Here is a 20,120-nt window from a genome sequence, read left to right as displayed (position 1 = left end):
GGGCGCACCATTGTCTGTGGCGCACAATCGGTTCTCGTCAGCAATTAATTGCTCATTAGAACCGAAGGACGCCTCATGACAAGCACAACAACAATACAGCGGCTCATGGATTCCTCGGGCGCGCCGGCCGATCGCGCTTTCGCCCACCAGTTGATGGAGACGCTGGCCATTCCCATTTTCGTGCTCGATACGACGTCCCGCGTGATCCTGTGGAACCGCGCATGCGAGCGCCTGACGGGTGTCCCGGCGCGCGACATCATCGGCACGCGCGAGCACTGGCGCAGTTTTTTCGAGGAGCGCCGCCCCACCCTCGCCGACCTCCTCCTCGAAGAACGCGCCGGCGATGCGCAACACCCCCGCATCGGCTTGCCCGACGATCCGCACCTGTCCGCCGAGAGCTGGTGCGACATGCCGCGCATGGGTCGCCGGCGTTACCTGGCGACGGACGCGAGCCCGATCTACGACGAGCGCGGCCGCCTCGCTGCCGTCGTCGAGACGCTGCGCGACATGACGGACGAAAAACTGGCCCAGATCGCCCTGGAACAATTGGCCACACGCGACGGCCTTACCGGCCTGGCCAATCGCCGCTGCTTCGACGAGACGCTCCATGCCGAATGGGCGCGCGCGCTGCGCCAGCGCCAGCCGCTGTCGCTGCTGATGGTCGATGTCGACAATTTCAAGGCGTATAACGATGCGAACGGCCACCTGGGCGGCGACGAATGCCTGAAACGCATCGCCACGGCGGTTGCCAGCGAAATGCGGGCCAACGACCTCGTGGCGCGCTATGGCGGTGAGGAATTCGCGGTGATCCTGCCGAACCAGTCACTGAAGGGTGCGGCGAGCGTGGCCGAACGCATCCGCACCCGCGTCGAACAACTGCAAGTCCCCAACCGCCTGGCGCCGGCGCAGCACGTGACCGTGTCGATCGGCGCGGCCACCGCGATCGCGTCGCCCGACAACGGCGCCAGCGAACTGGTCGCCATTGCCGATGCGGCGCTGTACCGGGCCAAGCATATGGGGCGGAACCGGATCAGCTTGCCGCTGTCCGAGCTGGCCTGATCAGCCGATCGTGGCGTGGTCCCACCCGTGCCGCACCGCGGCCTTCATCTTCTCCCAGGTCGACGCGCCGTCCTTGCCATAGCGCGTATCCCAGTCGGCACGCAGGTCCTTCTCGACGTCCGACCAGTCGCGGTTGCGATAGCGGACGTCGTTGCGCATCTGGGCGCCGTAGCGGTAGGCCGGTGCCAGGTCGTCGTAGCTCGTGCCGCTCGTCTGGTACGTGTTCGTCCAGTGCGTGCGGTAGTGGCTGTCGTCGTCCGCGGACGCCGTCTCGCCCGTCATCCGTTCCCAGCCGTGGCGGACGGCCGCCTTGATGCGCTCCCAGGCTGACGGTTCGTGGTCCGTGCCGTACTTGCTGTGCCAGTCCTTCTTGAGATCGTGCTCGACGTCGTCCCAGTCGCGGTCGCGATAGGTGTCGCTGCTGCGCATCTCGTTGCCGTAGCGGTAGGCCGGGGCCACGTCGTTGAAGTCGGTGCCGCTGGCAGCGTAGGTCGATTCGTAGTGCTTGTGGTAGTAGGTCGAGTCGTCGTCCATGTCCGGCGTGATCTTGTCCCAGCCATGGCGCACGGCGTCCTTGAATTTCTCCCACGTGGACGGGCCGGTCGTGTAGCGCGATTCCCAGTCGGTTTTCAGGTCGGATTCGACATCGTCCCAGTGGCGGCTGCGGTATTTCTGCAGGCGCCGGGCCTCGTTGCCGTAGCGGTAGGCCGGCAGGTAGTCGTCGTAGTTGTCGTCCGCGTTCGAGTACTTCGCGTTCCAGTGGCTACGGTAATAGCTGTCGTTATCGATGTCCGGGGTGATCTTGTCCCAGCCGCGGCGCACCGCGGCCTTGAATTTCTCCCACGTGGACTCGCCCGGATGGCGCGATTCCCAGTCGCTCTTCAGGTCGGACTCCACCTCGTCCCACGAGCGGTCGCGGTATCGGGTGCTCGAGCGCATTTCGGTGCCGTAGCGGTAGGCCGGCGCGTAGTCGTCGTAGCTGCCGCCCAGGCTCGAGTAATTGTCGTCCCAGTGGCTGCGATAGTGGTCGTCCGTGTCCGGCGTGATCTTGTCCCAGCCGCGGCGCACGGCCGCCTTGAACTTGTCCCACGTCGAAGGGCCCGGATTGCGCGTCTCCCAGTCGCTGCGCAGCGATTGCTCGATGTCGCTCCAGTCGCGGTCGCGGTATTTCTCGTTGCGGCGCATCTCGTTGCCGAAGCGGTAGGCCGGCGCGTAGTCGTCGTAGCTGCCGCCCAGGCTCGAGTAATTGTCGTTCCAGTCGTTGCGATAGTCGTCGTCGTAGGTGTCGCTCATGCCGCTCATGTCGCTGCCATGCGAGAACACGCGCACGTTGCCGCGCGAGACCGACCCGCCCGTATCGCGTTGCATGGAGCTGCCCACGCGGGCGGTGCCGCCCAGCGACGTGTCGTCCGAGCCGGGAATCGATGCCGTGCCCTGCAGGGTGGCGCCGCTCTGGTTCAGCGAGCCGCTCTGCGACGATTGCAGCGACGAGCCGGTAGCCGGGTTCTGCGCCGAGCTCTGGGTGCCGCTCAGGGTGTTGCCGCCGGAGGCGCTGTCCATCGACCCGCCCGACTGCTCCGAGGCGCCCATCGGTTCCTCGTACGTCTGGCCTTTGGGGACCGGATCGTTGATGTTCTGCGTGGCGAAGAAGTTGCGGTCGTCATGGCCCGTGAACTGCAGCGAACCCGGTTCCGTGCCCGGGGGCGTCCCCTGATACGAGCCGGACGAGCCGGAACTCGATCCGAGGTTGCCCGACTGTGCGGACATGCTGCTCGATTGCTGCATCCCGGACGATGCGCCAAGGACGCCCGTGCCGCCCGCATCGCGCGACCACTGGTCGTGGCGCTCGTCGATATCGACGGGGCCGAAGCGCTCGATGATGTCGGCGGCGCGTTCGACTTCCGGCTCGGAGTCCGTCGTCAGGGTCAGGACGTGGTGGCCGCGCGTGACGGCGTACGAGTACTTCATCGCGTGTTCGTTCGTGTCCGACCCGAACAGGCCCGTGAAGAAATGCTTGATCGAGGCGCCGAAGCCTTCCTCGCGTTCGCCCTCTAGCAACTCGTTGTCGCCGGTGACGCTGTTCGACTGGCCGGTGGGATCGGCGCTGGAGAGGCTCGCATCGGTGCGCGAGAAGCCCGACGCCAGCAATTCGTCGAGAGCGTTTTGCGCGTCGCTTCGGTTGTCGAAGACTGCTACCAGGGTGTGTCGCATGATGTTCCTCCGCTGTCATCGTGGTGAAATCACCGGCTTTCGCGAAGCGCGCCACGCCGACCTGCTCGCCACCGAGCACGACGTTTTCCGCGTGGAGTTCCTCACGCCGGTTCCTTGTCGAGACTACTCCAAAGCGGCCGCGTTGCGCGCACCATTGACCGGCTACAACTCATGCGTATCGCCCCAATGAAAAACGGGCCGTGCGGCCCGTTTTATCCATGAGTTCAGTGAGCACGCGCACCGACCGGTACGCAGCATGTGCGGCAGTCAGCCGAACGGATTGGCGACCGTCTTGACATCGGGCGGCGGCAGCCGGTCAGGCAAATCCTTCGCCTCCAGGCCCGCGACGATGCGGCCCAGCAGGTCGTGCAGCAGGCGCGCCTTGGCGAGACCATCCTTGTCGGCCGTGAGGTCGACGTCGCCGGAGATCGTGATCCGGTCCAGGCGGTTCTCCAGCATCAGGTTGCCGATTTCGACGACGTCGGCCTCGTTCTCGTAGGGTGCGAACTTGGTCATAGGGCTCCTATTTACGGTTGCGGGACGGCTTGACGCGGACTTCCGGCAGCACCAGCACGCGCTCCTTCTCCGCGTCCGACAGCGCGGGCAGCAGGTTGATGCCGATGATGCGTTCGAGCTCGGGGATCGGAATCACGTTCGCCTTCGCATCGGCCGCGTTCTCGACGAACCACGCGGCGCCGGCGCGCTGGCGCGGGCTGTACACAAGTTTATACAAATGGGTCGGCACGAGCACGTTGCCGATCTTCTTCACGTCGGCGCCGAGGAAGGCCGGACCCGTCACGACGTACAGGTCGCCCTCCTTCTTCGCCATCTTGCGCACGGCGCCCTCGATGCCCGCCCAGAGGTTGCGGTTGTTCTCGCCGTCCTGCGGGACGATGTTGGCGAGGCTGAAGCTGTCGCGCTGGCTGTCGCGGTCCGGCATGTCGCCGTTCGGGGCCATGTGACCGCGGTCGTAGCCGCTGCGGGCATAGTCGGACAACTCCGCGCGCTGGCCGGCCGGCAGGCGCGTTTCGGAATGGAACGAGTTTTCGCGCGACAATTCCTGCGCCGCCGCGATATTCCCTGCCTGCAGGTGTTCCGCCGACCACAGCGGCGTGCGCGTGATGCCGGAATGCAGCACGCTGAACACGTTGAAGCACAGCGTTTCCGCCGCCTTGTCGAGCTTGGGATTCGTGATGCGCGGCGCCTGCCCTTCCACGAAATGGTCGCTGCACGATTGCGGCTGCGGCGCACGCGCTTCCGTATGGACGCGCGCCGGAGCTTGATGCGGGTTCGGGGACTCGCGCTTGCAGGCGCCGAGCGATAACAGCGATGCCAGCACGAGCGCAGGCGCGACAAACTTCTTGAACATAGGAATTCGACAAATCAAGGATTGCGCCATTCTAGCCGACGCACGCTTGCGCTTCCTCATGGATTTCCTGTTTGGATAGGCGCGCACGGTTGAAATCCACCTGCATTTCCGAAAAGAATGCTATACAATCCCCGTTTCAAAAAGCTAAGTACATTTGTCCAAATTAAATGGCGATGGATAATTCCTCCATACCCGAGGACCTCCGGCGCTTCGTGCTGACCAGCATCCCCTCGGTCCCTTTCCTCGAAGCGCTGCTGCTGATGCGCGCCGATCCGGACCACGCCTGGCGCCGCGACACGCTGGCGCGGCGGCTGTACGTGCGCGAAAAGACGGCGGAAGACCTGCTCGCGGACCTGTGCACGGCCCGCATCGCCGTGCAGTGCCAGGACGCCGAGGCCTACCGCTATGCCCCCGCGGACTCCGGCATGCGTGAACGCATCGACCGACTGGCCGACTTGTACGCGACCCATCTCGTCGAAGTCACCCACCTGATCCACTCTTCACTCGACCGCAAGGCCCAGCAGTTTGCGGATGCTTTCAAATGGCGGAAGGATTCCTGATGGCCATTACCATCTATTCGTTGTGTACACTGACGTCGCTGGCATGCGCGTGGCTGCTGCTGGGCAGCTATCGCCGCACCGGACACCGGCTGTTGTTCTGGAGCGGCGCGTCGTTCGTGGCGCTGACCGTGAACAACGTGTTCCTCATGCTGGACAAGGTCGTGTTCCCCGATTACTACCTGCTGCCCGTGCGCCAGGTGTCGGCCCTCGTGGCCATGCTCCTGCTGCTGTACGGCCTCATCTACGAGAAGGAATGACATGAGCGACCTGATCGCCGGCGCCATCGCCATGGCTTCCTTCGTCATCGCGTTGTTCTTCCTGCGCTTCTGGCGCAGCTCGCGCGACCGCTTTTTCCTGTACTTCGCCCTGTCGTTCGGCATCGAGGGCGTGCACCGCATCGTGTCCGCGCTGACGTTCGACGAGTCCGAGGACACGCCCCTGCACTACCTCGTGCGCCTGCTGGCGTATGGCCTGATCCTGTGGGCGATCCTGGAAAAGAACCTGCCCGCGCGACGCTCCCGCTCGAAGTAGCGTGCGCCTCGCCCTCCCTCCCGTGCGCCATAATCGGCCACCACACCACTATCGGGAGGACACCATGGCAGGACAGGACAACAGCGGGGAAAAGCGCAAGGACAACGCCCAACGCGCCGATCCGGGCCAGCAGCAACGCGCCGAAAACCGGTCCGAATCGCTATTGCCGGGCGACGATGCGGAGGACGGCCGCTACGACGTGGCCGAGGAAGTGAACCTCGACCAGCAGTCGGACCAGTTGCGCCGCGTCGGCAAGGCGCCGAAGGACATCCCCAAGCCGTAATCCCTAAGCGGTAATCGCTAAGCGGTAATTCCCATCCGCAGGCCCTCGATCGTGTGGGCCTGCTCGATGTTTTCCAGCGCGGGCACGATCCTGCAACGCAGATGGTCGCGCACGGTGGCCGGCAACGCATCCCAGTAGGCCTGCGTCACTTGCAGATCGTGCTTGTCGGCGTTGCGGCCGTCCGGCGCGTCCACGCCCAGCACGAGCACGGGACGCGACAGCTGGCTGCGGTTCGCCGTGCCGCGGTGGATCGTCAGGGCCGAGCGGGCCGAGATGTCCCCGACTTTCGGCAGCTTGCGCTGGGCGCGCGCCTCGTAGCGCGGGTACAGCGACTTGTCCGGGAACATCAGGTCGCCGCCGGCGAGGTCGTCCCACTGCGTGCCCGGCGCGATCTCGAACGGTCCGATCTCCTCCGTCACGTCGACCGTCGTCAGGTTGAAGGCGAGCGAATTCAGGCGGCGTCCGACCAGCGTCTCGGGCGGCGATGGGAAGTCGCGGTGCCACGGCTGGTGCATGGCGCCCGGGAACGGGATGTCGAAGCCCACCTCGACGATCTTGTACTCCGGCCCGAGCACGGCCCGGCACACCGCGACGACCCAGGGGTGCGTCGCCAGTTCGACGAAGCCGCGCAGCCGTTCCGGGTGCACCTCGACGTAGTAGCGGCACGGGCCGCGCTCCAGGGCGCCCTTTGGACGCGCGCGCGCCTCGGCGAACAGGGTTTCGATGTCTTCCTTCAGTTGCGCCACCCATTCGGCGCTGAAGGCGCCCTTGCAGGCGATGATGCCGTCGCCGTACAGGCCGCCCATGATGGCGCCCACGTCGTAGCCGGCGCTCTCGTTCGATGCTTGCATGCTGTTCTCCTCGCTGAACCGCGGGCGGTCGTGCCGTTGTGCCCGCGCGGCCATCCTACCGGCGATCGGCGCGGCATGGCGCCCGGCTGTCCATCCTGTTGACAGCCGGCCGCTCAACTCCTACAGTCGCAACACGATGAATTCCAACACTAGCTTGAGCGGTGCGAGCGGCCGGACGGAGGGACGCGTGCTGTTCCTGTGCGACCGTCCCGTCTCCGACCCGGCCATCGGCACCGTCGCCGCCGAGATGGGTTACGACCTCGTGCGCGCCCGCACGCTGGACGAGGCGCTGGCACACGCCGGCCACGGCGACGACCTGCGGGGCTTTGCGCTCGTCCTGGCCGGCTATTCGGGCAACGTCGACGCCCTGTTCGACAGCGTGCGCCGCCTGCGCGCCGCCCTGCCGGAGGCGCCCGTCATCGCCCACGGCATCCCCGACTCACCGCCGTTCACACTCGAATCGCTGTACGACGCCGGCGCGCTCGCCGTGCTGCACGATCCGGTCTCCATCCCGATTCTGAAGGCCAAGGCCCGCTTCTTCCTGGAAGCGTACGCCACTGCGGCCGAACGGCGCCGGGCGGAAGCCGCGCTGCGGGACACCCGCGAACGCCTCGAATCCATCATCGCCGCCGCCGAAGTGGCCGTGTGGTCGCTGGACATCGCCACGGGCCGCGTCCGGGCCGATGCGCGCATGATCGAGATGTTCGGCCTGCGCCCGGAGGACGGCGAAGGCGCCGACGTGGCCTCGTATTTCGCCGCGATCCACCCGGACGACGTGCCGCCCACGCAGGTCCTGCTCGGCCGGGCCATGGAGACGGGGGCGCCGTACGACGCCACGTTCCGCGTCCGTACGCCGGACGGTGCGTGGCGCTGGGTGCTGGCGCGCGGCCACCTGGACCGCAGCGCGGGCACGCGCGGCATGATGCGCGGCGTCGTGATCGACGCGTCGCTGCAGAAGGAGGCCGAAGAGCGGCTGCAGGCGAGCGAGGAGCGCTACCGCACGCTGTTCGACGCGATCGACGAAGGGGTGTGCGTCATCGAGATGCTGTACGACGATGCGGGCATTCCGAACGACTACCGCTTCCTCGAGGTGAATCCGGCGTTCGTCAAGGCCACGGGCCTGGCCCATGCCGTCGGGCGCACGATGCGCTCGCTCGCGCCGCAGCACGAAGCCCACTGGTTCGAGACCTATGGCCGCGTCGCCGCGACGGGCGAGCCGGTGCATTTCGTCGACGAGGCGGCCCAGCTCGGGCGCTGGTACGACGTGTACGCGGCGCGTGTGGGTCCGGCCGGCAGCCGCAAGGTCGTCATCCTGTTCACCGACATCACGGAACGCCGCCGCAACGAAGTGGAGCTGCGCCGCCTCGCCGACGACCTGGCCGAGCAGGACCGCCGCAAGACCGAATTCCTCGCGACCCTCGCCCATGAACTGCGCAATCCGCTGGCACCGATCCGCAGCGGGATGCAGCTGATGCGGCGTGCCCGCTCCGACCCGGCCGCCATCGCGCGCGTGCAGGACATCATGGACCGCCAGCTCGACCACCTCGTGCACCTCGTCGACGACCTGCTGGACGTGGCCCGCATCACGCGCGGCCAGGTCGACCTGAAGCCGGCGCTCGTCCCGCTCGCGGACGTGCTGAACGCGGCCGTCGAGACGAGCCTGCCGCTGATCGAGACGTCGCGCCACAAACTCGACGTGCGGCTGCCCGCCGAGCCACTGATGCTGCACGCGGACGCGACCCGCATCACGCAGGTCGTCAGCAACCTCCTGAACAACGCGGCGAAATATACCCCGCGCGGCGGCCACATCGTGCTCGCGGCGGAGCGCGACGGGGAGCAGGCGCTGATCGCCGTGTCCGACAACGGCATCGGCATCCCGCCCGACTCGCTCGGCGAAGTCTTCCGCATGTTTACGCAAATCCCGAACGCAACCCGGCACATGCCGGGAGGGCTCGGGATCGGCCTGTCGCTCGTGAAAAGCCTCGTCGAACTGCACGGCGGGACGATCCAGGCGGCCAGCGCCGGCATCGGCACGGGCAGCGTCTTTACCGTGCGCCTGCCGCTTGCCGACCAGGGCGCGGACCAGGCGGCGCCCGGCGCGCCGGGCCAGGATGCGGCCGCGATTCCGGCGCTGCGCCTCCTCATCGTGGACGACAACCGCGACGCCGCCGACACGCTCGCCGCGCTGCTGTCCGTGATGGGCCACGACGTCGTGGTGGCGCACGACGGCCACCAGGCCCTGCGCATGCTGGACGGCCTGGCGCCGCACGCGGTGTTCCTCGACATCGGCATGCCCGGCCTGTCCGGCTACGACGTGGCCCAGGCCGTGCGCCGCGAGGCGCGCCACGACGGCGTCATGCTCGTCGCGCTCACCGGCTGGGGCGGCGCCGACGACCGCGCCCGCACGGCGCAGGCCGGGTTCGACGCGCATCTCACGAAACCGGCGACGGTGACCGCCATCGAGGCCGTGCTGCGCGACGTGGAGTCCCGCCGGACGCCTTCACCAGCCGATCGCTAGCAGCTTCGCGGCCATGCGCGGCCAGCACAGTGCCGCCACCTCGTCGCGCGTGGCCCAGCGGAAGGCATCCATCTCCGGCGTCGGCCTGCCCGTTACGTGATGCGGGAACATGCTGGTGCACGTCAGGTGCGCCAGGTCCGGCAGCGTCTCCCCCACGTCCACGCGGAACAGGTGCAGCACCTTGTCGCGCCGGTAGTCGAAGCGGCCCAGCTCGCGGAACGCGTCGGCCGGGAATGCGAGGCCCGTCTCTTCGAACAGCTCGCGCATGGCCGCGGCCAGCAGCGTTTCGCCCGGGTCCTGCAGGCCTTTCGGGATGTCCCAGCGCGGCGTGTGCGTGACGTGACCGATCAGCAGCCGGCCGCCGGCGTCCACGACGAGGGTGCCGCAGGAGACGTCGACGGGCTTCATGGCAGCGTGCGCGCGGCGGCGGCCAGCGCCTGTTCCAGCGCCTCCAGGCTCACGGGTTTCGTCAGGTGCTGGTCGAAGCCCGCCTCGTGCGACTGCTGCTGGTCGCTCTGCGCGCCCCAGCCCGTCAATGCGATGAGGACGATCTGGCGTACGCCCTGGTTGCGCCGGATCGCGCGCGCCACTTCGTAACCGCTCATGCCGGGCAGGCCGATGTCGAGCAGCACGAGGTCCGGCTGCACCTCGAGCGCCAGGTCGAGGCCTGCGGGGCCGTCGCGCGCGACCCAGGTCGTGTGGCCGAGCGCCTCGAGCAGTGCGACGAGGCTGTCGGCGGCATCCGCGTTGTCGTCCACCACCAGCACGCGCAATGGCGACGGCGGCCGGACGTGTGTGGCCTCGTCGGCGCCGGCGCTGCGCGCGTGCGGCGAACCGGGACGCAGCGGCAGGCGCACGGTGAACGTGCTGCCGTGGCCACGTCCGGCGGAAAACGCGTTCACGCGCCCGCCGTGCAGCTCGACGAGGCGGCGCACGAGCGACAGCCCGATCCCGAGGCCGCCCTGGGCCCGATCGAGGCTGCCGCGCACTTGGGTGAACATCTCGAACACGGAGCCTATCGCGTCCGGCGGGATGCCGATGCCGCTGTCCGACACGGCCACGACGGCGTGACCGTCCTCGCGCCAGGCCGACAGCGTGACGCGGCCGCCCGCCGGCGTGTACTTGGCGGCGTTGTTCAGCAGGTTCGCCAGCACCTGCACCATGCGCGTGACGTCCGCTTCGAGCGGCAGGGGTTCCTCCGGCAGGTCGACGTCCAGGCGGTGCCCGTGCGACTCGATCAGCGCGGCGCTCGTCTCCACGGCCGTCTGCGCGATCACCTTCAGGTCCACGGGTTCCCGTTTCAGCTCGATCTTGCCGCGCGTGATGCGGGCGATGTCCAGCAGGTCGTCGACGAGGTGGATCAGGTGGCCCAGCTGGCGGTCCATCATCGCGTGCACGCGCGCCTGGGCATCCGGGTCGCGCGGTGTCATGCGCAGCAGGTCGAGCCCGGTGCGGATCGGCGCGAGCGGGTTGCGCAGTTCGTGCGCGAGCGTGGCGAGGAATTCGCTCTTGCGGTGATCCGCCTCCGACAGGTCGGCGGCCACGCGGCGCAGGTCTTCCTCGGCGCGCTTTTGCGCCGTGATGTCGCGCGTGATGGTCGCGAGGCCGATGTTGTTGCCGTCCGCATCGCGCACGGCGAAGCCCTTGAAGTACACGGGCATGGGCGGTGCGCCGCCGGGCTGCGCGAGGCGCAGTTCTCCCTCCCACTCGGCCGCGCCGATCGTCAGCGCGGCCAAGACATGGTCGCGCAGGAACGGGCGGTCTTCGCGGGGAAGAAGTCGATCATGCGCCAGGCGGCGATGTTCGTGCGGTCGTCCAGGCCGGCCATGCGCCGGCCCGCCGGGTTCAGGTAGATGCCGCCGGCGTCCGGCGTGAAGATGCCGATGAAGTCGGACGACTGTTCGGCCACGGCGGCCAGGCGGCGGATGCCTTCCTCGGCGCGGCGGCGGTCGGTCTCGTCGCGGAAGTACAGCGCAAGTCCACCCGAGTCCTGGCCGGTCGCCCCCATCGGAAACGAATTGATTTCGAACCAGCGGCCCTGCGCGTCGTCGAACGCTTCGATGCGGGTGCGGGTGCGTTCCAGCGCAGTGCGCCGCAGCGCCCTCTCCTGCGGGCTGCCTTGCAGGTGCTCGAACAGGTCCCAGAACTGCGCGCCCACCAGTTCCTCGCGCGGCCGCCGCGTCACGGCTTCCGCCGCACCGTTCGCGTACGTGATGCGCCAGGCGGGGTCGAGCGCGATGAAACCTTCGCTCATGCTTTCGAGGATCGCGCGCGAGCGGTGTTCCGCGGCCTGCCGCTCGGCCGCCTCGTGGCGCTGGCCGATCACGAGCGACGCGGTATTCGCCAGCAGCGCGAGTGCCGCCTCTTCCTGCGGATTCGGCAGGCGCCGTTCGCGGTAGTACAGGGTGAATGTGCCGAGCACGGCGCCGGACGGGGCCAGGATCGGCAGCGCACGCGCCGCGCGCAGTCCGTGCGCCCGTGCGAGCAGCACGTGCTGCTGCCACAGCGGGTCGGCGGCGATATCGGCGCAGACGATCGGCTCGCCCTGCCACGCGGCGCTGCCGGCGGCGCCGGCCACGGGGCCCACGGGCACCGCGTCGATCGCGCGTTGGAATTCCATGGCGAGCGACGGCGCCGCCGCGTGCTGCAGGCGCCCGCCCGGCGCCATCAACTGCACGGATGCCAGGCCGGCGCCGCCCGTGTATTCCTCGGCGGTGCGCGCCAGCACGTCCAGCACGTCGCCCAGCGGCGCGTCGGTGACGGCCAGTTCCAGCGCGCCGCGCTGGCCGATGGCGAGCAGGTTCGCGCGCGTGCGCTCGGTGACGTCGACGCCGTGCAGCAGCACGCCGGAGATGCTGCCGTCGGGCTCGCGCAGCGCCATGCACACGAAGTCGAGGAAGTGTTCTTCCAGGCCCGTGTGCGGGTCGCCGTCGCCGTCCGCGGCAGGGGCCAGCAGCAGCCGCACGTTATGGCCCTCGACCGCTTCGCCGCTTGCGAAGACGCGGTCCAGCACGTCGATGAACCCCTGTCCGGCGAGCTCGGAGAGCGCCGCGCGCACGGGGCGCCAGGCGAGCTTGCGGCCGCCGGCCAGTTCCAGGAAGCGCTGGTTGGCCATCTCGATCACGTGGTCCGGGCCGCTCATCACGCACATGATCGCGGGAGCGCGGTGGAAGATGTCGCGCATGCGCTCGCTGGCGGCCTGCAGTTCGCGCAGCAGCCGTTCGCGCTCGGCGTCGGCCTGGCGCCGGCTGTCGTCGAGTTTCTGTTCGCTCTCGGCCAGCCGTTCGGCGGCCAGCTTTTCGGCGGTCGCGTCGCGGATGATCTTGGCAAAGCCGACGTGGACGCCCGCTTCGTCGCGCAACGGCACCATGACCCCGTCGGCGTAGAACAGCATGCCGTCGCGGCGCACATGCCAGCGGCGGTCCTCGGCCCGGCCCTGTTCGAGCGCGCGCCGGGCTTCCAGTTCGGGCTGGCCGTTCGCCAGGTCTTCCGGCGTGAACAACAGGTCGGCGCCGCGCCCGCGCACGTCGTCGGGGGACCAGCCCGTGATCGCGGCGGCGCCCCCTTCCCATTCTGTCACGACGCGGTCGACGTCCGTGCCGATGAAGGCATAGTCGCGGATGTTGTCGAGGATGAGGCGCAGGCGCGCGTCGCGTGAGCGCAGCTGGGCGCGGTGGCGCTCTTCCTCGATACGGGCCAGTTCCGCGTTCTTGCGGTACAGGTCGATGAACACCGCGACCTTGGCCCGCAGGACGATCGGATTCAACGGTTTGGTGAGGTAATCGACCGCGCCCAGCGCGTACGCGCGTTCGAGGGGGAATTCGTCGGCGTCGCCGGCAGTGAGGAAGATGATGGGCAGACTGTGCGTTCGCGGGTGTTCGCGGATCAGCTGCGCCAGCTCGAACCCGTTCATCGTCGGCATGCGCACGTCCAGCAGCACGACGGCGAAATCGTGGGCGAGCACTTCGCGCAGCGCCGCCTCGCCCGATGTCACGGACACGAGCGTCTGGCCCAGGTCCGCCAGGATGGCCTCCAGCACCGCCAGGTTGGCCGGCTGGTCGTCGACGAGCAGGATCTTGGTGGTCTGGTCGGAGGCCATCAGTGTCAGGCGATGTATTGATGCAAATAAGGCAATGTATGCCGCGCCCTTCCGAAAGTCAATTGTGCGCGGCCGGATCCCGCACGCCCGCACACTGGCGGCTGGCTTTCGTTTTTATTGAATCATGTCGATGACGTTTCCCTTCCTGTCCCGATCCGGACATTTCTCCTTTCTCAACAATGCTTTCGATGACTGGGCCCTGGCCCTTGCCGTGACGGCCGGCAGTGCCGTCGCGATGATGTTCCTGCGCGCCTTCGTGCTGCGGCGCATGGAAGCGTTGTCGCGGCGGACGGAAACCCGGCTGGACGACTTCGTCACGGCGATGCTGTCGAAGACGTATCTGCTGTTCATCCTCGTGTTCGCGCTGTATTTCGGCAGCACCTTTCTCGAACTGACGGCCAAGCAGGACAAGTTCGTCACCCGCATCGCGATCGCGTCGCTGCTGCTGCAGGCGGCGATCTGGGGCGACACGGGCCTGCGTGCGTGGCGCGACCGGTTCAGCATCGGCCCGGTCGACGGCGAGCGGCGCGCGTCGAGCAGCGTGCTGTGTTTCATTTCGCGGTTGCTGCTGTGGGTGGTCGTCACTTTGATGATCCTCGATAATTTCGGGATCAACATCACGACCCTCGTCGCGAGCCTGGGGATCGGCGGCGTGGCCGTCGCGCTCGCCACGCAGAACATCCTGGGCGACCTGTTCGCCTCGCTGTCGATCATGCTGGACAAGCCGTTCGAGGTCGGCGACTTCATCATCGTGGGCGACGTGCTCGGATCGGTGGAACACATCGGCCTCAAGACGACGCGCGTGCGGGGCCTCGGCGGCGAGCAGGTCGTGTTTTCCAACGGCGAGCTGCTGAAGAGCCGCATCCACAACCACAAGCGCATGCAGACGCGGCGCGTGGCGTTCGTGCTGCGCGTCGCGTACGGCACGCCGGAAGACCAGCTGTCCCGCATCCCGCAGATCATTCGCGAGATCGTCACGAGCAAGCAGAACGTCGATTTCGAGCGTGCGCACTTTTTCAGCTGGGGCCAGTGGTCGCTCGACTTCGAGGTCGTGTACCACTTCCGCAGCCCGGACTACATCCTTCACATGGATGCCCAGCAGGCCATTTTCCTGGAGATCTACCGCCGCTTCCAGCAGGAAGGCATCGAGTTCGCGCACCCGCTGTCGATCGTGCGGCTGGACGACCCGAAGCTCGCGGAATCCTTCCTGCGCCGTGGCGACACGCCGCCGCCCGGGCCGTCCGTCCACTGAACTGTTGCACCAAAATGGACAGACTCATCCTACAAGCCAGCCATAAGTAGTCCTATTCACCATGCATAAGTTCGCCGTTACCATGGACTCACCTCTTCCCGATCGGGAGTCTGCAGACGCTGATCCGGCAGAGGAAGTGCAAACGCGCTTTCACCAACTTCAAGGAGAACGATCATGGCATCGAACAACCAACAAGGCGGTAACAAAGGCAACAACCAGAGCGGCGATACCAGCAACCGCGGCTTCGCGTCGATGGACCCGCAAAAGCAGCGCGAAATCGCATCGGAAGGTGGCCGCGCCGCCCACGCTTCGGGCAATGCCCACGAGTTCACCTCGGAAGAAGCACGCCGTGCCGGCTCGATGAGCCACAAGAACGACGGCAACAACCAGAGCGGCAATGGTGGTAACCAGCAGAGCGGAAACAGCACCCGCGGCGGCACGCCGGAGCAGCACGCCAAGGCCGGCTCGCAGAGCCACAAGAATGACAACAAGCGTTAAACACTGAGCGCTTGTCGATCATCGAACCGCTGGCTTCGGCCGGCGGTTTTTGCGTTTACGTGACGCGTCCGGAAAACCGGCTTGCATTCGTCCGCATCCAATTGTGCGGGGTAAAACGACCGAACGGTGATATATTTTTGGCACTATATTTCACATTCCTATCGTGTAGTAACTGCAAGTCACGCCAGCAGGACATACGGGGCAACCACCACAAATATCTTTCACACAGGAAACGCGAATGAAAAAAAATATTGCCATTGTCGGTGCTGGGTTTTCGGGAGCTGTCATCGCCAACCAGTTGGCCCATGCGGGCTACAACGTGGAGATCTTCGAATCGCGCGATCACATCGCGGGCAACTGCCATTCGGAGCGCGACAGCGAAACCGGCGTCATGGTCCACGTGTATGGACCGCACATTTTTCACACCGATAACGAACGGGCGTGGGAATTCGTCAACCGTTATGCCGAATTCATGCCCTACGTGAACCGCGTGAAGGCGATCACGAACAACCGCGTGTTCACCTTGCCGATCAACCTGCTGACGATCAACCAGTTCTTCGGCAAGACCTTCCGCCCCGCCGAGGCCCAGGCATTCATCCAGTCGCTGGGCGACAAGTCGATCGAGAACCCGCAGACGTTCGAGGAACAGGCGCTGCGCTTCGTGGGGCGCGAACTGTACGAAGCCTTCTTCAAGACGTACACGATGAAGCAGTGGGGCCTGCACCCGAGCGAGCTGCCGGCCAGCATCCTGAAACGCCTGCCCGTGCGCTTCAATTACGACGACAATTATTTCAACCACAAATACCAGGGCATGCCGAAGGACGGCTACACGGCGCTCGTGGAAAACATCCTCAAGGAAGCGCCCGGCATCACCGTGCACCTGGGCACCCGCTTCGATCCGGCGTCGAAGGCGGATTACGACCACGTGTTCTACAGCGGCCCGATCGACGCCTGGTTCAAGCACGTCGAAGGTCGCCTGCCCTATCGCACGCTGGATTTCGAAGTCTTCCGCGACACCGGCGACTACCAGGGCAACGCCGTCGTCAATTATTGCGACGACTCGCAAACCTATACCCGCATCACGGAACACAAGCACTTCTCGCCGTGGGAACAGCACGAGAAAACGCTCTGCTACATGGAATACAGCCGCCAGTGCGAGGAAAACGATACGCCGTACTACCCGATCCGCCAGGCGCGCGAAAAGGCGCAGCTGGAAAAATACGTGAACCTGGCACGCAACGAGGACAACGTCACGTTCGTCGGCCGCCTCGGTACGTATCGCTACCTCGACATGGACGTGACCATCCACGAAGCGCTGCTCACGTCGGACAAGTTCCTCGAGGCCGCCCGCGAAAACGTGCGCATGCCCGCCTTCGCGATCGACCCGCTGGCCTGATCAACGGGCCTCGATGACCACCACCGCGCCGCCCGCCGCCGCCAGTTCCAGGGCCAGGGCGTCGCGCGGCGTCACGTCCACCTCGCGCAGCCTGACGTTGTTCGGCGTGGCGCCGTCTTCCCAGATCGTGGCCTTGTAGCGTCCGGCCGGCAGGAAGTCCAGCTTCACCCGCTTCGTCGTCGTCGACTCGTCCGCCGACATCGCGCCCAGGTACCATGTGGTGCCCTGGCGGCGTGCGAGCACGATATCCTTGCCCGGTTCGCCGGACACGAAGCGTGTCTCATCCCAGGCCGTCGGCACCTTGCGGATGAAATCGAAGCCTTCGGCGTCGCGGTAGACATCCGGATCGTCCGACACCATCTGCAGCGGGCTGTCGTACACGACGTACTTCGCCAACTCCTGGCCGCGGGTGTTCTGGACGAACGGCAGCTCGGCGCGCACCTGGAACGTCGCGGGCGCGACATTGCGGAAGCCGCCCGGCGTGTAGTCGATCGGGCCCGCGAGCATGCGCGTGTACGGCAGCATCAGGTTGTGTGCTGGCGTGACGATCGTTTTCATCTTGTCCCATTCCGCACCCATCACCCCTTCCTGCGTGATGAAGTTCGGATACGTGCGCTGCAGCCCGGCCGGGACGTACGCGCCGTGCAGGTCCAGCAGCAGGTGGCGCTGCGCCGTGCCGGCCGCGACGCGGTGGTAGAAGTCGACGACTTCCTGGTCGTCGCGGTTCATGAAGTCGATCTTGACGCCCTTGATGCCCCAGCGCGCATAGGTGTCGAGCACCTCGTCCATGCGCTGCCTCACGTGATCCCAGTGCGCCCACAGGATCAGGCCGACGCCCTTGTCGGCCGCGTACTGGACCAGCGCGGGCATGTCGATGCCGTCGGCGGCGCGGGTGATGTCCGTCGTCGGCAACGCGTCGCAGCAACCGCCGCTGCCGGACGCCCAGCCGGCGTCGATCAGGTAGTACGGAAAGCCGGATGCGGCCGCGAAGTCGATGAAGCGGCGGTAGGCAGCCATGTCCGGCTTCATGCCCACGAGCGGGCCGGACCACCAGTCCCACGCGGCCTTGCCGGGCTTGACCCAGCTGAAATCGCCTTGCGGGGCCGGGTTCAGGTTGCCGACCAGGTGGGACGCGATCAGGTCGCCCGTCCGGTTGCCCAGCATGACCACGCGCCAGGACGTCCGCAGCCCGCCTTTCGATTCGTACGCGGACGCGCCGGACAGGCGCACGCGCAACCCGCCGCCTTCGCGCCACAGCGACGCACCCGTATAACCTTCCAGGTGCGACTGCGTGATCGCGTACGCGGTGCGGCCCGACGGGGTCGTGCAGACGACGGGGACGTCGTAGCCCTGCTTTTCGCCCAACTGGGACACCTTCTGGCGCGCGAACGCCACTTCGTGCGCGCCGTCGAACGGCGAGATCAGGCAGTCCGGGTCCCCGGCCGGCACGAACGCCGTTTTTTCGCCGCGCAGGCGCACCGGTGCGCTGCCGTCCATGCGGTAGCGGAAGGCGACGCCGTCGTCATACGCGCGCACGTCGACCAGCAGGCGGCGCGTGCCGTCCGCGCGGTCGCGGAAGTGGAGCGTCGCGGCGCGGTAATGATCGCGCGCGCTGGACGCTTTCGTCGCCACGAGGGGAATCACCTGGTCCGTCGCCGACTTCGTGACTTTCTCCAGGACGAGCTTGCCAAGGTCCGGCTGGCCGTCGAACTCGAGACCCAGCGGCGACGCGGCGATCACCGTTTCGCCGCCGCGCGTCACGACATAGCTGCCGCCGTCCCGGGCAATCCTGATCGCGGCCCGGCCGTCCGGCGACGTCACCGTGACCTGTCCCGCCGACGCCGCGCACGCGGCCCCGCTCAGGGCGGCCAGCACCGCTGCCGCCATCGTCATCATGCGAGTGTTCATATCAGAATCCGATCTTGAAACTGGAGGCGATGGCCGTCGGCAGGCTGGCCGGCACGTCGATCACGAGTGCGTCGTCCTGCTGCTTCCAGCGCAGCGGTGCGGTGGCGCCCACGAGCGACACCGACTTGACGGGTCGCGTCTCCAGCCCGGCCTTCGTGCCGAGCGACGCGATGCGCACCTGGCCCTTCGGCTCGCCCAAGGTGATGGCGTACAGGGCGCCGCCCTTGGTGGTGAAGCGGATGTCGCTGGCGGTATAGTCGGCGTTTTCCTTGAAGGCGCCGGCTTCGAGTCTGGTCGGGCCTTCGCCGAACGTCTTCCACGGCCGCGTGCCGTAGATGGCGTCGCCGTTGACCTGGATCCACGCTGCCATCTCGTCGAGGAATTTACGGGATTCGGGCGGCAGGCTGCCATCCGGATACTGCACCACGTTGAGGAGCAGGTTGCCGTTCTTGCTGACGATATCGGCCAGCATGTAGACGACGTCCCGGGTCGTCTTGTACTTGTAGCCTTCGCTGTAGAACCAGTCGCCCATCGACGTGTCGGTCTGCCAGGGCAGCGGCTGGATGCCGTTCATGACGCCCCGTTCGACGTCCTGCACGCCGGCCTTGCGGAGGAACTCGCCGGAGCCGATGTCCTTGTGGTTGTACACGGCTTCCAGCTTGCCGTGGGTCTTGATGTTCTGGTTGTAGAAATTGGCGACGAGGGTCCTGCCGGTCTCGCCGAACGGGATCCCGCCATCGCTGTACAGCAGGTCAGGCTTGTAGCGTGTCACGAGGTCCGTCACGCGGTTGAACCATTCCTGGTGATACGCGGCGTTCTTCGTGTACCACTTCTGGCCGCCGCCAAACAGCTCGTCGTGCTTCGGGTGGTACAGGTCCGCGTACTGCGGGTCGGCGCCGTCATACGGCTCGCCGAGCGCCGGGAACACCTCGTCGTGCCCGTGGCTCGTGCCGAACCAGCCGTAGCTCGCGCCGAGGTGCTCGGACACGCCGAAGCGCAGGCCCGCCTTGACCGCCGCCTTCTGCCAGTCGCCGACGATGTCGCGGTGCGGTCCCATCTTGACGGCGTTCCAGCGGTGGTACTTCGAATCCCACAGGTCGAAATTGTCGTGGTGGACGCCCATGCTGACGAAGTATTTCGCGCCCGCCCTGGCGTACAGGGCCATCAGCGCGTCCGGCTCGAACTTCTCGGCCTTCCACAACGGGATGATGTCCTTGTAGCCGTGTTTGGACGGGTGGCCGTACGTCTTGAGGTGGTGCTCGTACTGCGGCGTGCCGTAGATGTACATATTGCGCGCGTACCAGTCGCCCGCACGCGGCACGGCCTGCGGTCCCCAATGGGACCAGATGCCGAATTTGGCGTCGCGGAACCAGTCCGGGGTCCGGTATTTGTCCAGCGTGGCCGGATCGGCGGCGAACGGGCCCGCGACGTGCGTCAGCTTGACGGGCGTGTCGGCTGCGGGTGCCAGCGGGCTGGCGAACAGGCCGCACAGGATGAGGGTGGAAAGTAGCGGTCGGCGCAACATCGGGTCTCCGTGGTTTTTAATCTATAACGTACAGACCGGATTATAGATGCACCCATGGAA

Annotated in this window: 19 protein-coding genes; 10 read left to right on the top strand and 9 right to left on the bottom strand. The window is 66.7% G+C overall.

Annotated features, from left to right (window positions below):
- Positions 1-105: 105 nt before the first annotated feature.
- Positions 106-1,059 carry a sensor domain-containing diguanylate cyclase gene (locus tag P0M04_RS26220; protein WP_259451320.1) on the top strand — a complete coding sequence of 318 codons (954 nt, stop codon included), beginning with the start codon at positions 106-108 and terminating at the stop codon, positions 1,057-1,059.
- On the opposite strand, the gene P0M04_RS26215 is transcribed toward P0M04_RS26220, so the two are convergent.
- Complete coding sequence (locus tag P0M04_RS26215) at positions 1,060-3,270, bottom strand: hypothetical protein (protein ID WP_259451321.1); 2,211 nt, start codon at positions 3,268-3,270, stop codon at positions 1,060-1,062.
- On the opposite strand from P0M04_RS26215, the gene P0M04_RS26210 reads away from it, so the two are divergent.
- The gene (locus tag P0M04_RS26210; protein WP_259451322.1) at positions 3,269-3,460 is read left to right on the top strand and encodes a hypothetical protein; all 192 of its coding nucleotides are present in this window, start codon (positions 3,269-3,271) and stop codon (positions 3,458-3,460) included. The genes P0M04_RS26215 and P0M04_RS26210 overlap by 2 nt on opposite strands.
- Before the next feature lie 77 nt (positions 3,461-3,537).
- Here the strand turns inward: P0M04_RS26210 and P0M04_RS26205 are convergent, their stop codons facing one another.
- Positions 3,538-3,786 carry a hypothetical protein gene (locus tag P0M04_RS26205; protein ID WP_259451323.1) on the bottom strand — a complete coding sequence of 83 codons (249 nt, stop codon included), beginning with the start codon at positions 3,784-3,786 and terminating at the stop codon, positions 3,538-3,540.
- A 7-nt stretch (positions 3,787-3,793) separates the two neighbouring features.
- Positions 3,794-4,639 carry a DNA/RNA non-specific endonuclease gene (locus P0M04_RS26200; protein WP_259451324.1) on the bottom strand — a complete coding sequence of 282 codons (846 nt, stop codon included), beginning with the start codon at positions 4,637-4,639 and terminating at the stop codon, positions 3,794-3,796.
- A gap of 173 nt (positions 4,640-4,812) precedes the next feature.
- Between P0M04_RS26200 and P0M04_RS26195 the strand changes: the two genes are divergently transcribed.
- The 4 genes from P0M04_RS26195 to P0M04_RS26180 all read left to right on the top strand — a co-directional run bounded on the left by P0M04_RS26195 (position 4,813) and on the right by P0M04_RS26180 (position 6,013).
- On the top strand, positions 4,813-5,199 hold the full coding sequence (locus P0M04_RS26195) for a hypothetical protein (RefSeq protein WP_259451325.1): 387 nt from the start codon (positions 4,813-4,815) through the stop codon (positions 5,197-5,199).
- Complete coding sequence (locus tag P0M04_RS26190; protein ID WP_259451326.1) at positions 5,199-5,456, top strand: DUF5985 family protein; 258 nt, start codon at positions 5,199-5,201, stop codon at positions 5,454-5,456. The genes P0M04_RS26195 and P0M04_RS26190 overlap by 1 nt, the downstream gene beginning before the upstream one ends.
- Before the next feature lies 1 nt (position 5,457).
- Positions 5,458-5,730 carry a DUF5985 family protein gene (locus tag P0M04_RS26185; protein WP_259451327.1) on the top strand — a complete coding sequence of 91 codons (273 nt, stop codon included), beginning with the start codon at positions 5,458-5,460 and terminating at the stop codon, positions 5,728-5,730.
- Positions 5,731-5,794: 64 nt separating this feature from the next.
- Positions 5,795-6,013 carry a hypothetical protein gene (locus P0M04_RS26180; RefSeq protein WP_259451328.1) on the top strand — a complete coding sequence of 73 codons (219 nt, stop codon included), beginning with the start codon at positions 5,795-5,797 and terminating at the stop codon, positions 6,011-6,013.
- A 17-nt stretch (positions 6,014-6,030) separates the two neighbouring features.
- On the opposite strand, the gene P0M04_RS26175 is transcribed toward P0M04_RS26180, so the two are convergent.
- Positions 6,031-6,864 (bottom strand): phytanoyl-CoA dioxygenase family protein, encoded by an 834-nt coding sequence (locus P0M04_RS26175; protein WP_259451329.1) that lies wholly within the window; start codon positions 6,862-6,864, stop codon positions 6,031-6,033.
- 136 nt (positions 6,865-7,000) lie between these two features.
- Between P0M04_RS26175 and P0M04_RS26170 the strand changes: the two genes are divergently transcribed.
- Positions 7,001-9,382 carry a PAS domain-containing hybrid sensor histidine kinase/response regulator gene (locus tag P0M04_RS26170; protein WP_259451330.1) on the top strand — a complete coding sequence of 794 codons (2,382 nt, stop codon included), beginning with the start codon at positions 7,001-7,003 and terminating at the stop codon, positions 9,380-9,382.
- On the opposite strand, the gene P0M04_RS26165 is transcribed toward P0M04_RS26170, so the two are convergent.
- From P0M04_RS26165 to P0M04_RS26155, 3 genes are read right to left on the bottom strand one after another with little or no spacing between them, the layout of a single operon-like run.
- Positions 9,365-9,790, bottom strand: coding sequence for an NUDIX hydrolase (locus P0M04_RS26165; RefSeq protein WP_259451331.1), 426 nt, complete (start codon positions 9,788-9,790; stop codon positions 9,365-9,367). The two genes, P0M04_RS26170 and P0M04_RS26165, sit on opposite strands and share 18 nt — an antisense overlap.
- Positions 9,787-11,118 (bottom strand): hybrid sensor histidine kinase/response regulator, encoded by a 1,332-nt coding sequence (locus tag P0M04_RS26160; RefSeq protein ID WP_281042106.1) that lies wholly within the window; start codon positions 11,116-11,118, stop codon positions 9,787-9,789. Before P0M04_RS26160 ends, P0M04_RS26165 begins: the two co-directional genes overlap by 4 nt.
- Entirely contained in the window at positions 11,106-13,481 is a 2,376-nt protein-coding gene (locus tag P0M04_RS26155; protein ID WP_281042105.1) for a PAS domain-containing protein, read from the bottom strand. The genes P0M04_RS26160 and P0M04_RS26155 overlap by 13 nt, the downstream gene beginning before the upstream one ends.
- Positions 13,482-13,611: 130 nt before the next feature.
- On the opposite strand from P0M04_RS26155, the gene P0M04_RS26150 reads away from it, so the two are divergent.
- From P0M04_RS26150 to glf, 3 genes are all read left to right on the top strand, one after another.
- Positions 13,612-14,733: a mechanosensitive ion channel family protein gene (locus P0M04_RS26150; protein ID WP_259451333.1), complete on the top strand. Its 1,122-nt coding sequence runs from the start codon at positions 13,612-13,614 to the stop codon at positions 14,731-14,733.
- A gap of 174 nt (positions 14,734-14,907) precedes the next feature.
- Positions 14,908-15,231: a KGG domain-containing protein gene (locus tag P0M04_RS26145; RefSeq protein WP_259451334.1), complete on the top strand. Its 324-nt coding sequence runs from the start codon at positions 14,908-14,910 to the stop codon at positions 15,229-15,231.
- 238 nt (positions 15,232-15,469) lie between these two features.
- Entirely contained in the window at positions 15,470-16,627 is a 1,158-nt protein-coding gene (gene glf / locus P0M04_RS26140; RefSeq protein ID WP_259451335.1) for a UDP-galactopyranose mutase, read from the top strand.
- On the opposite strand, the gene P0M04_RS26135 is transcribed toward glf, so the two are convergent.
- Positions 16,628-18,535, bottom strand: a complete 1,908-nt coding sequence (locus P0M04_RS26135; RefSeq protein ID WP_259451336.1) for a glycoside hydrolase family 97 protein — start codon at positions 18,533-18,535, stop codon at positions 16,628-16,630.
- A 1-nt stretch (position 18,536) separates the two neighbouring features.
- A complete protein-coding gene (locus tag P0M04_RS26130; RefSeq protein WP_259451337.1) occupies positions 18,537-20,060 on the bottom strand; it encodes an alpha-L-fucosidase in 1,524 nt (507 codons plus the stop codon).
- Between the last annotated feature and the right edge of the window lie 60 nt (positions 20,061-20,120).

The sequence above is a fragment of the Telluria mixta genome (assembly GCF_029223865.1).
In the GTDB taxonomy this organism is placed as follows: Bacteria; Pseudomonadota; Gammaproteobacteria; order Burkholderiales; family Burkholderiaceae_D; genus Telluria; species Telluria mixta.
This window is presented reverse-complemented; position numbering and strand designations above follow the sequence as displayed.

Excerpts from the sequence above, each read along its gene's own strand:
- P0M04_RS26220 (WP_259451320.1), top strand. The coding sequence starts at position 106 with ATGGATTCCTCGGGCGCGCCGGCCGATCGCGCTTTCGCCCACCAGTTG.
- P0M04_RS26210 (WP_259451322.1), top strand. The coding sequence starts at position 3,269 with ATGATGTTCCTCCGCTGTCATCGTGGTGAAATCACCGGCTTTCGCGAA.
- P0M04_RS26215 (WP_259451321.1), bottom strand. The coding sequence starts at position 3,270 with ATGCGACACACCCTGGTAGCAGTCTTCGACAACCGAAGCGACGCGCAA.
- P0M04_RS26205 (WP_259451323.1), bottom strand. The coding sequence starts at position 3,786 with ATGACCAAGTTCGCACCCTACGAGAACGAGGCCGACGTCGTCGAAATC.
- P0M04_RS26200 (WP_259451324.1), bottom strand. The coding sequence starts at position 4,639 with ATGTTCAAGAAGTTTGTCGCGCCTGCGCTCGTGCTGGCATCGCTGTTA.
- P0M04_RS26195 (WP_259451325.1), top strand. The coding sequence starts at position 4,813 with ATGGATAATTCCTCCATACCCGAGGACCTCCGGCGCTTCGTGCTGACC.
- P0M04_RS26190 (WP_259451326.1), top strand. The coding sequence starts at position 5,199 with ATGGCCATTACCATCTATTCGTTGTGTACACTGACGTCGCTGGCATGC.
- P0M04_RS26185 (WP_259451327.1), top strand. The coding sequence starts at position 5,458 with ATGAGCGACCTGATCGCCGGCGCCATCGCCATGGCTTCCTTCGTCATC.
- P0M04_RS26180 (WP_259451328.1), top strand. The coding sequence starts at position 5,795 with ATGGCAGGACAGGACAACAGCGGGGAAAAGCGCAAGGACAACGCCCAA.
- P0M04_RS26175 (WP_259451329.1), bottom strand. The coding sequence starts at position 6,864 with ATGCAAGCATCGAACGAGAGCGCCGGCTACGACGTGGGCGCCATCATG.
- P0M04_RS26170 (WP_259451330.1), top strand. The coding sequence starts at position 7,001 with ATGAATTCCAACACTAGCTTGAGCGGTGCGAGCGGCCGGACGGAGGGA.
- P0M04_RS26165 (WP_259451331.1), bottom strand. The coding sequence starts at position 9,790 with ATGAAGCCCGTCGACGTCTCCTGCGGCACCCTCGTCGTGGACGCCGGC.
- P0M04_RS26155 (WP_281042105.1), bottom strand. The coding sequence starts at position 13,481 with ATGGCCTCCGACCAGACCACCAAGATCCTGCTCGTCGACGACCAGCCG.
- P0M04_RS26150 (WP_259451333.1), top strand. The coding sequence starts at position 13,612 with ATGACGTTTCCCTTCCTGTCCCGATCCGGACATTTCTCCTTTCTCAAC.
- P0M04_RS26145 (WP_259451334.1), top strand. The coding sequence starts at position 14,908 with ATGGCATCGAACAACCAACAAGGCGGTAACAAAGGCAACAACCAGAGC.
- glf (WP_259451335.1), top strand. The coding sequence starts at position 15,470 with ATGAAAAAAAATATTGCCATTGTCGGTGCTGGGTTTTCGGGAGCTGTC.
- P0M04_RS26135 (WP_259451336.1), bottom strand. The coding sequence starts at position 18,535 with ATGAACACTCGCATGATGACGATGGCGGCAGCGGTGCTGGCCGCCCTG.
- P0M04_RS26130 (WP_259451337.1), bottom strand. The coding sequence starts at position 20,060 with ATGTTGCGCCGACCGCTACTTTCCACCCTCATCCTGTGCGGCCTGTTC.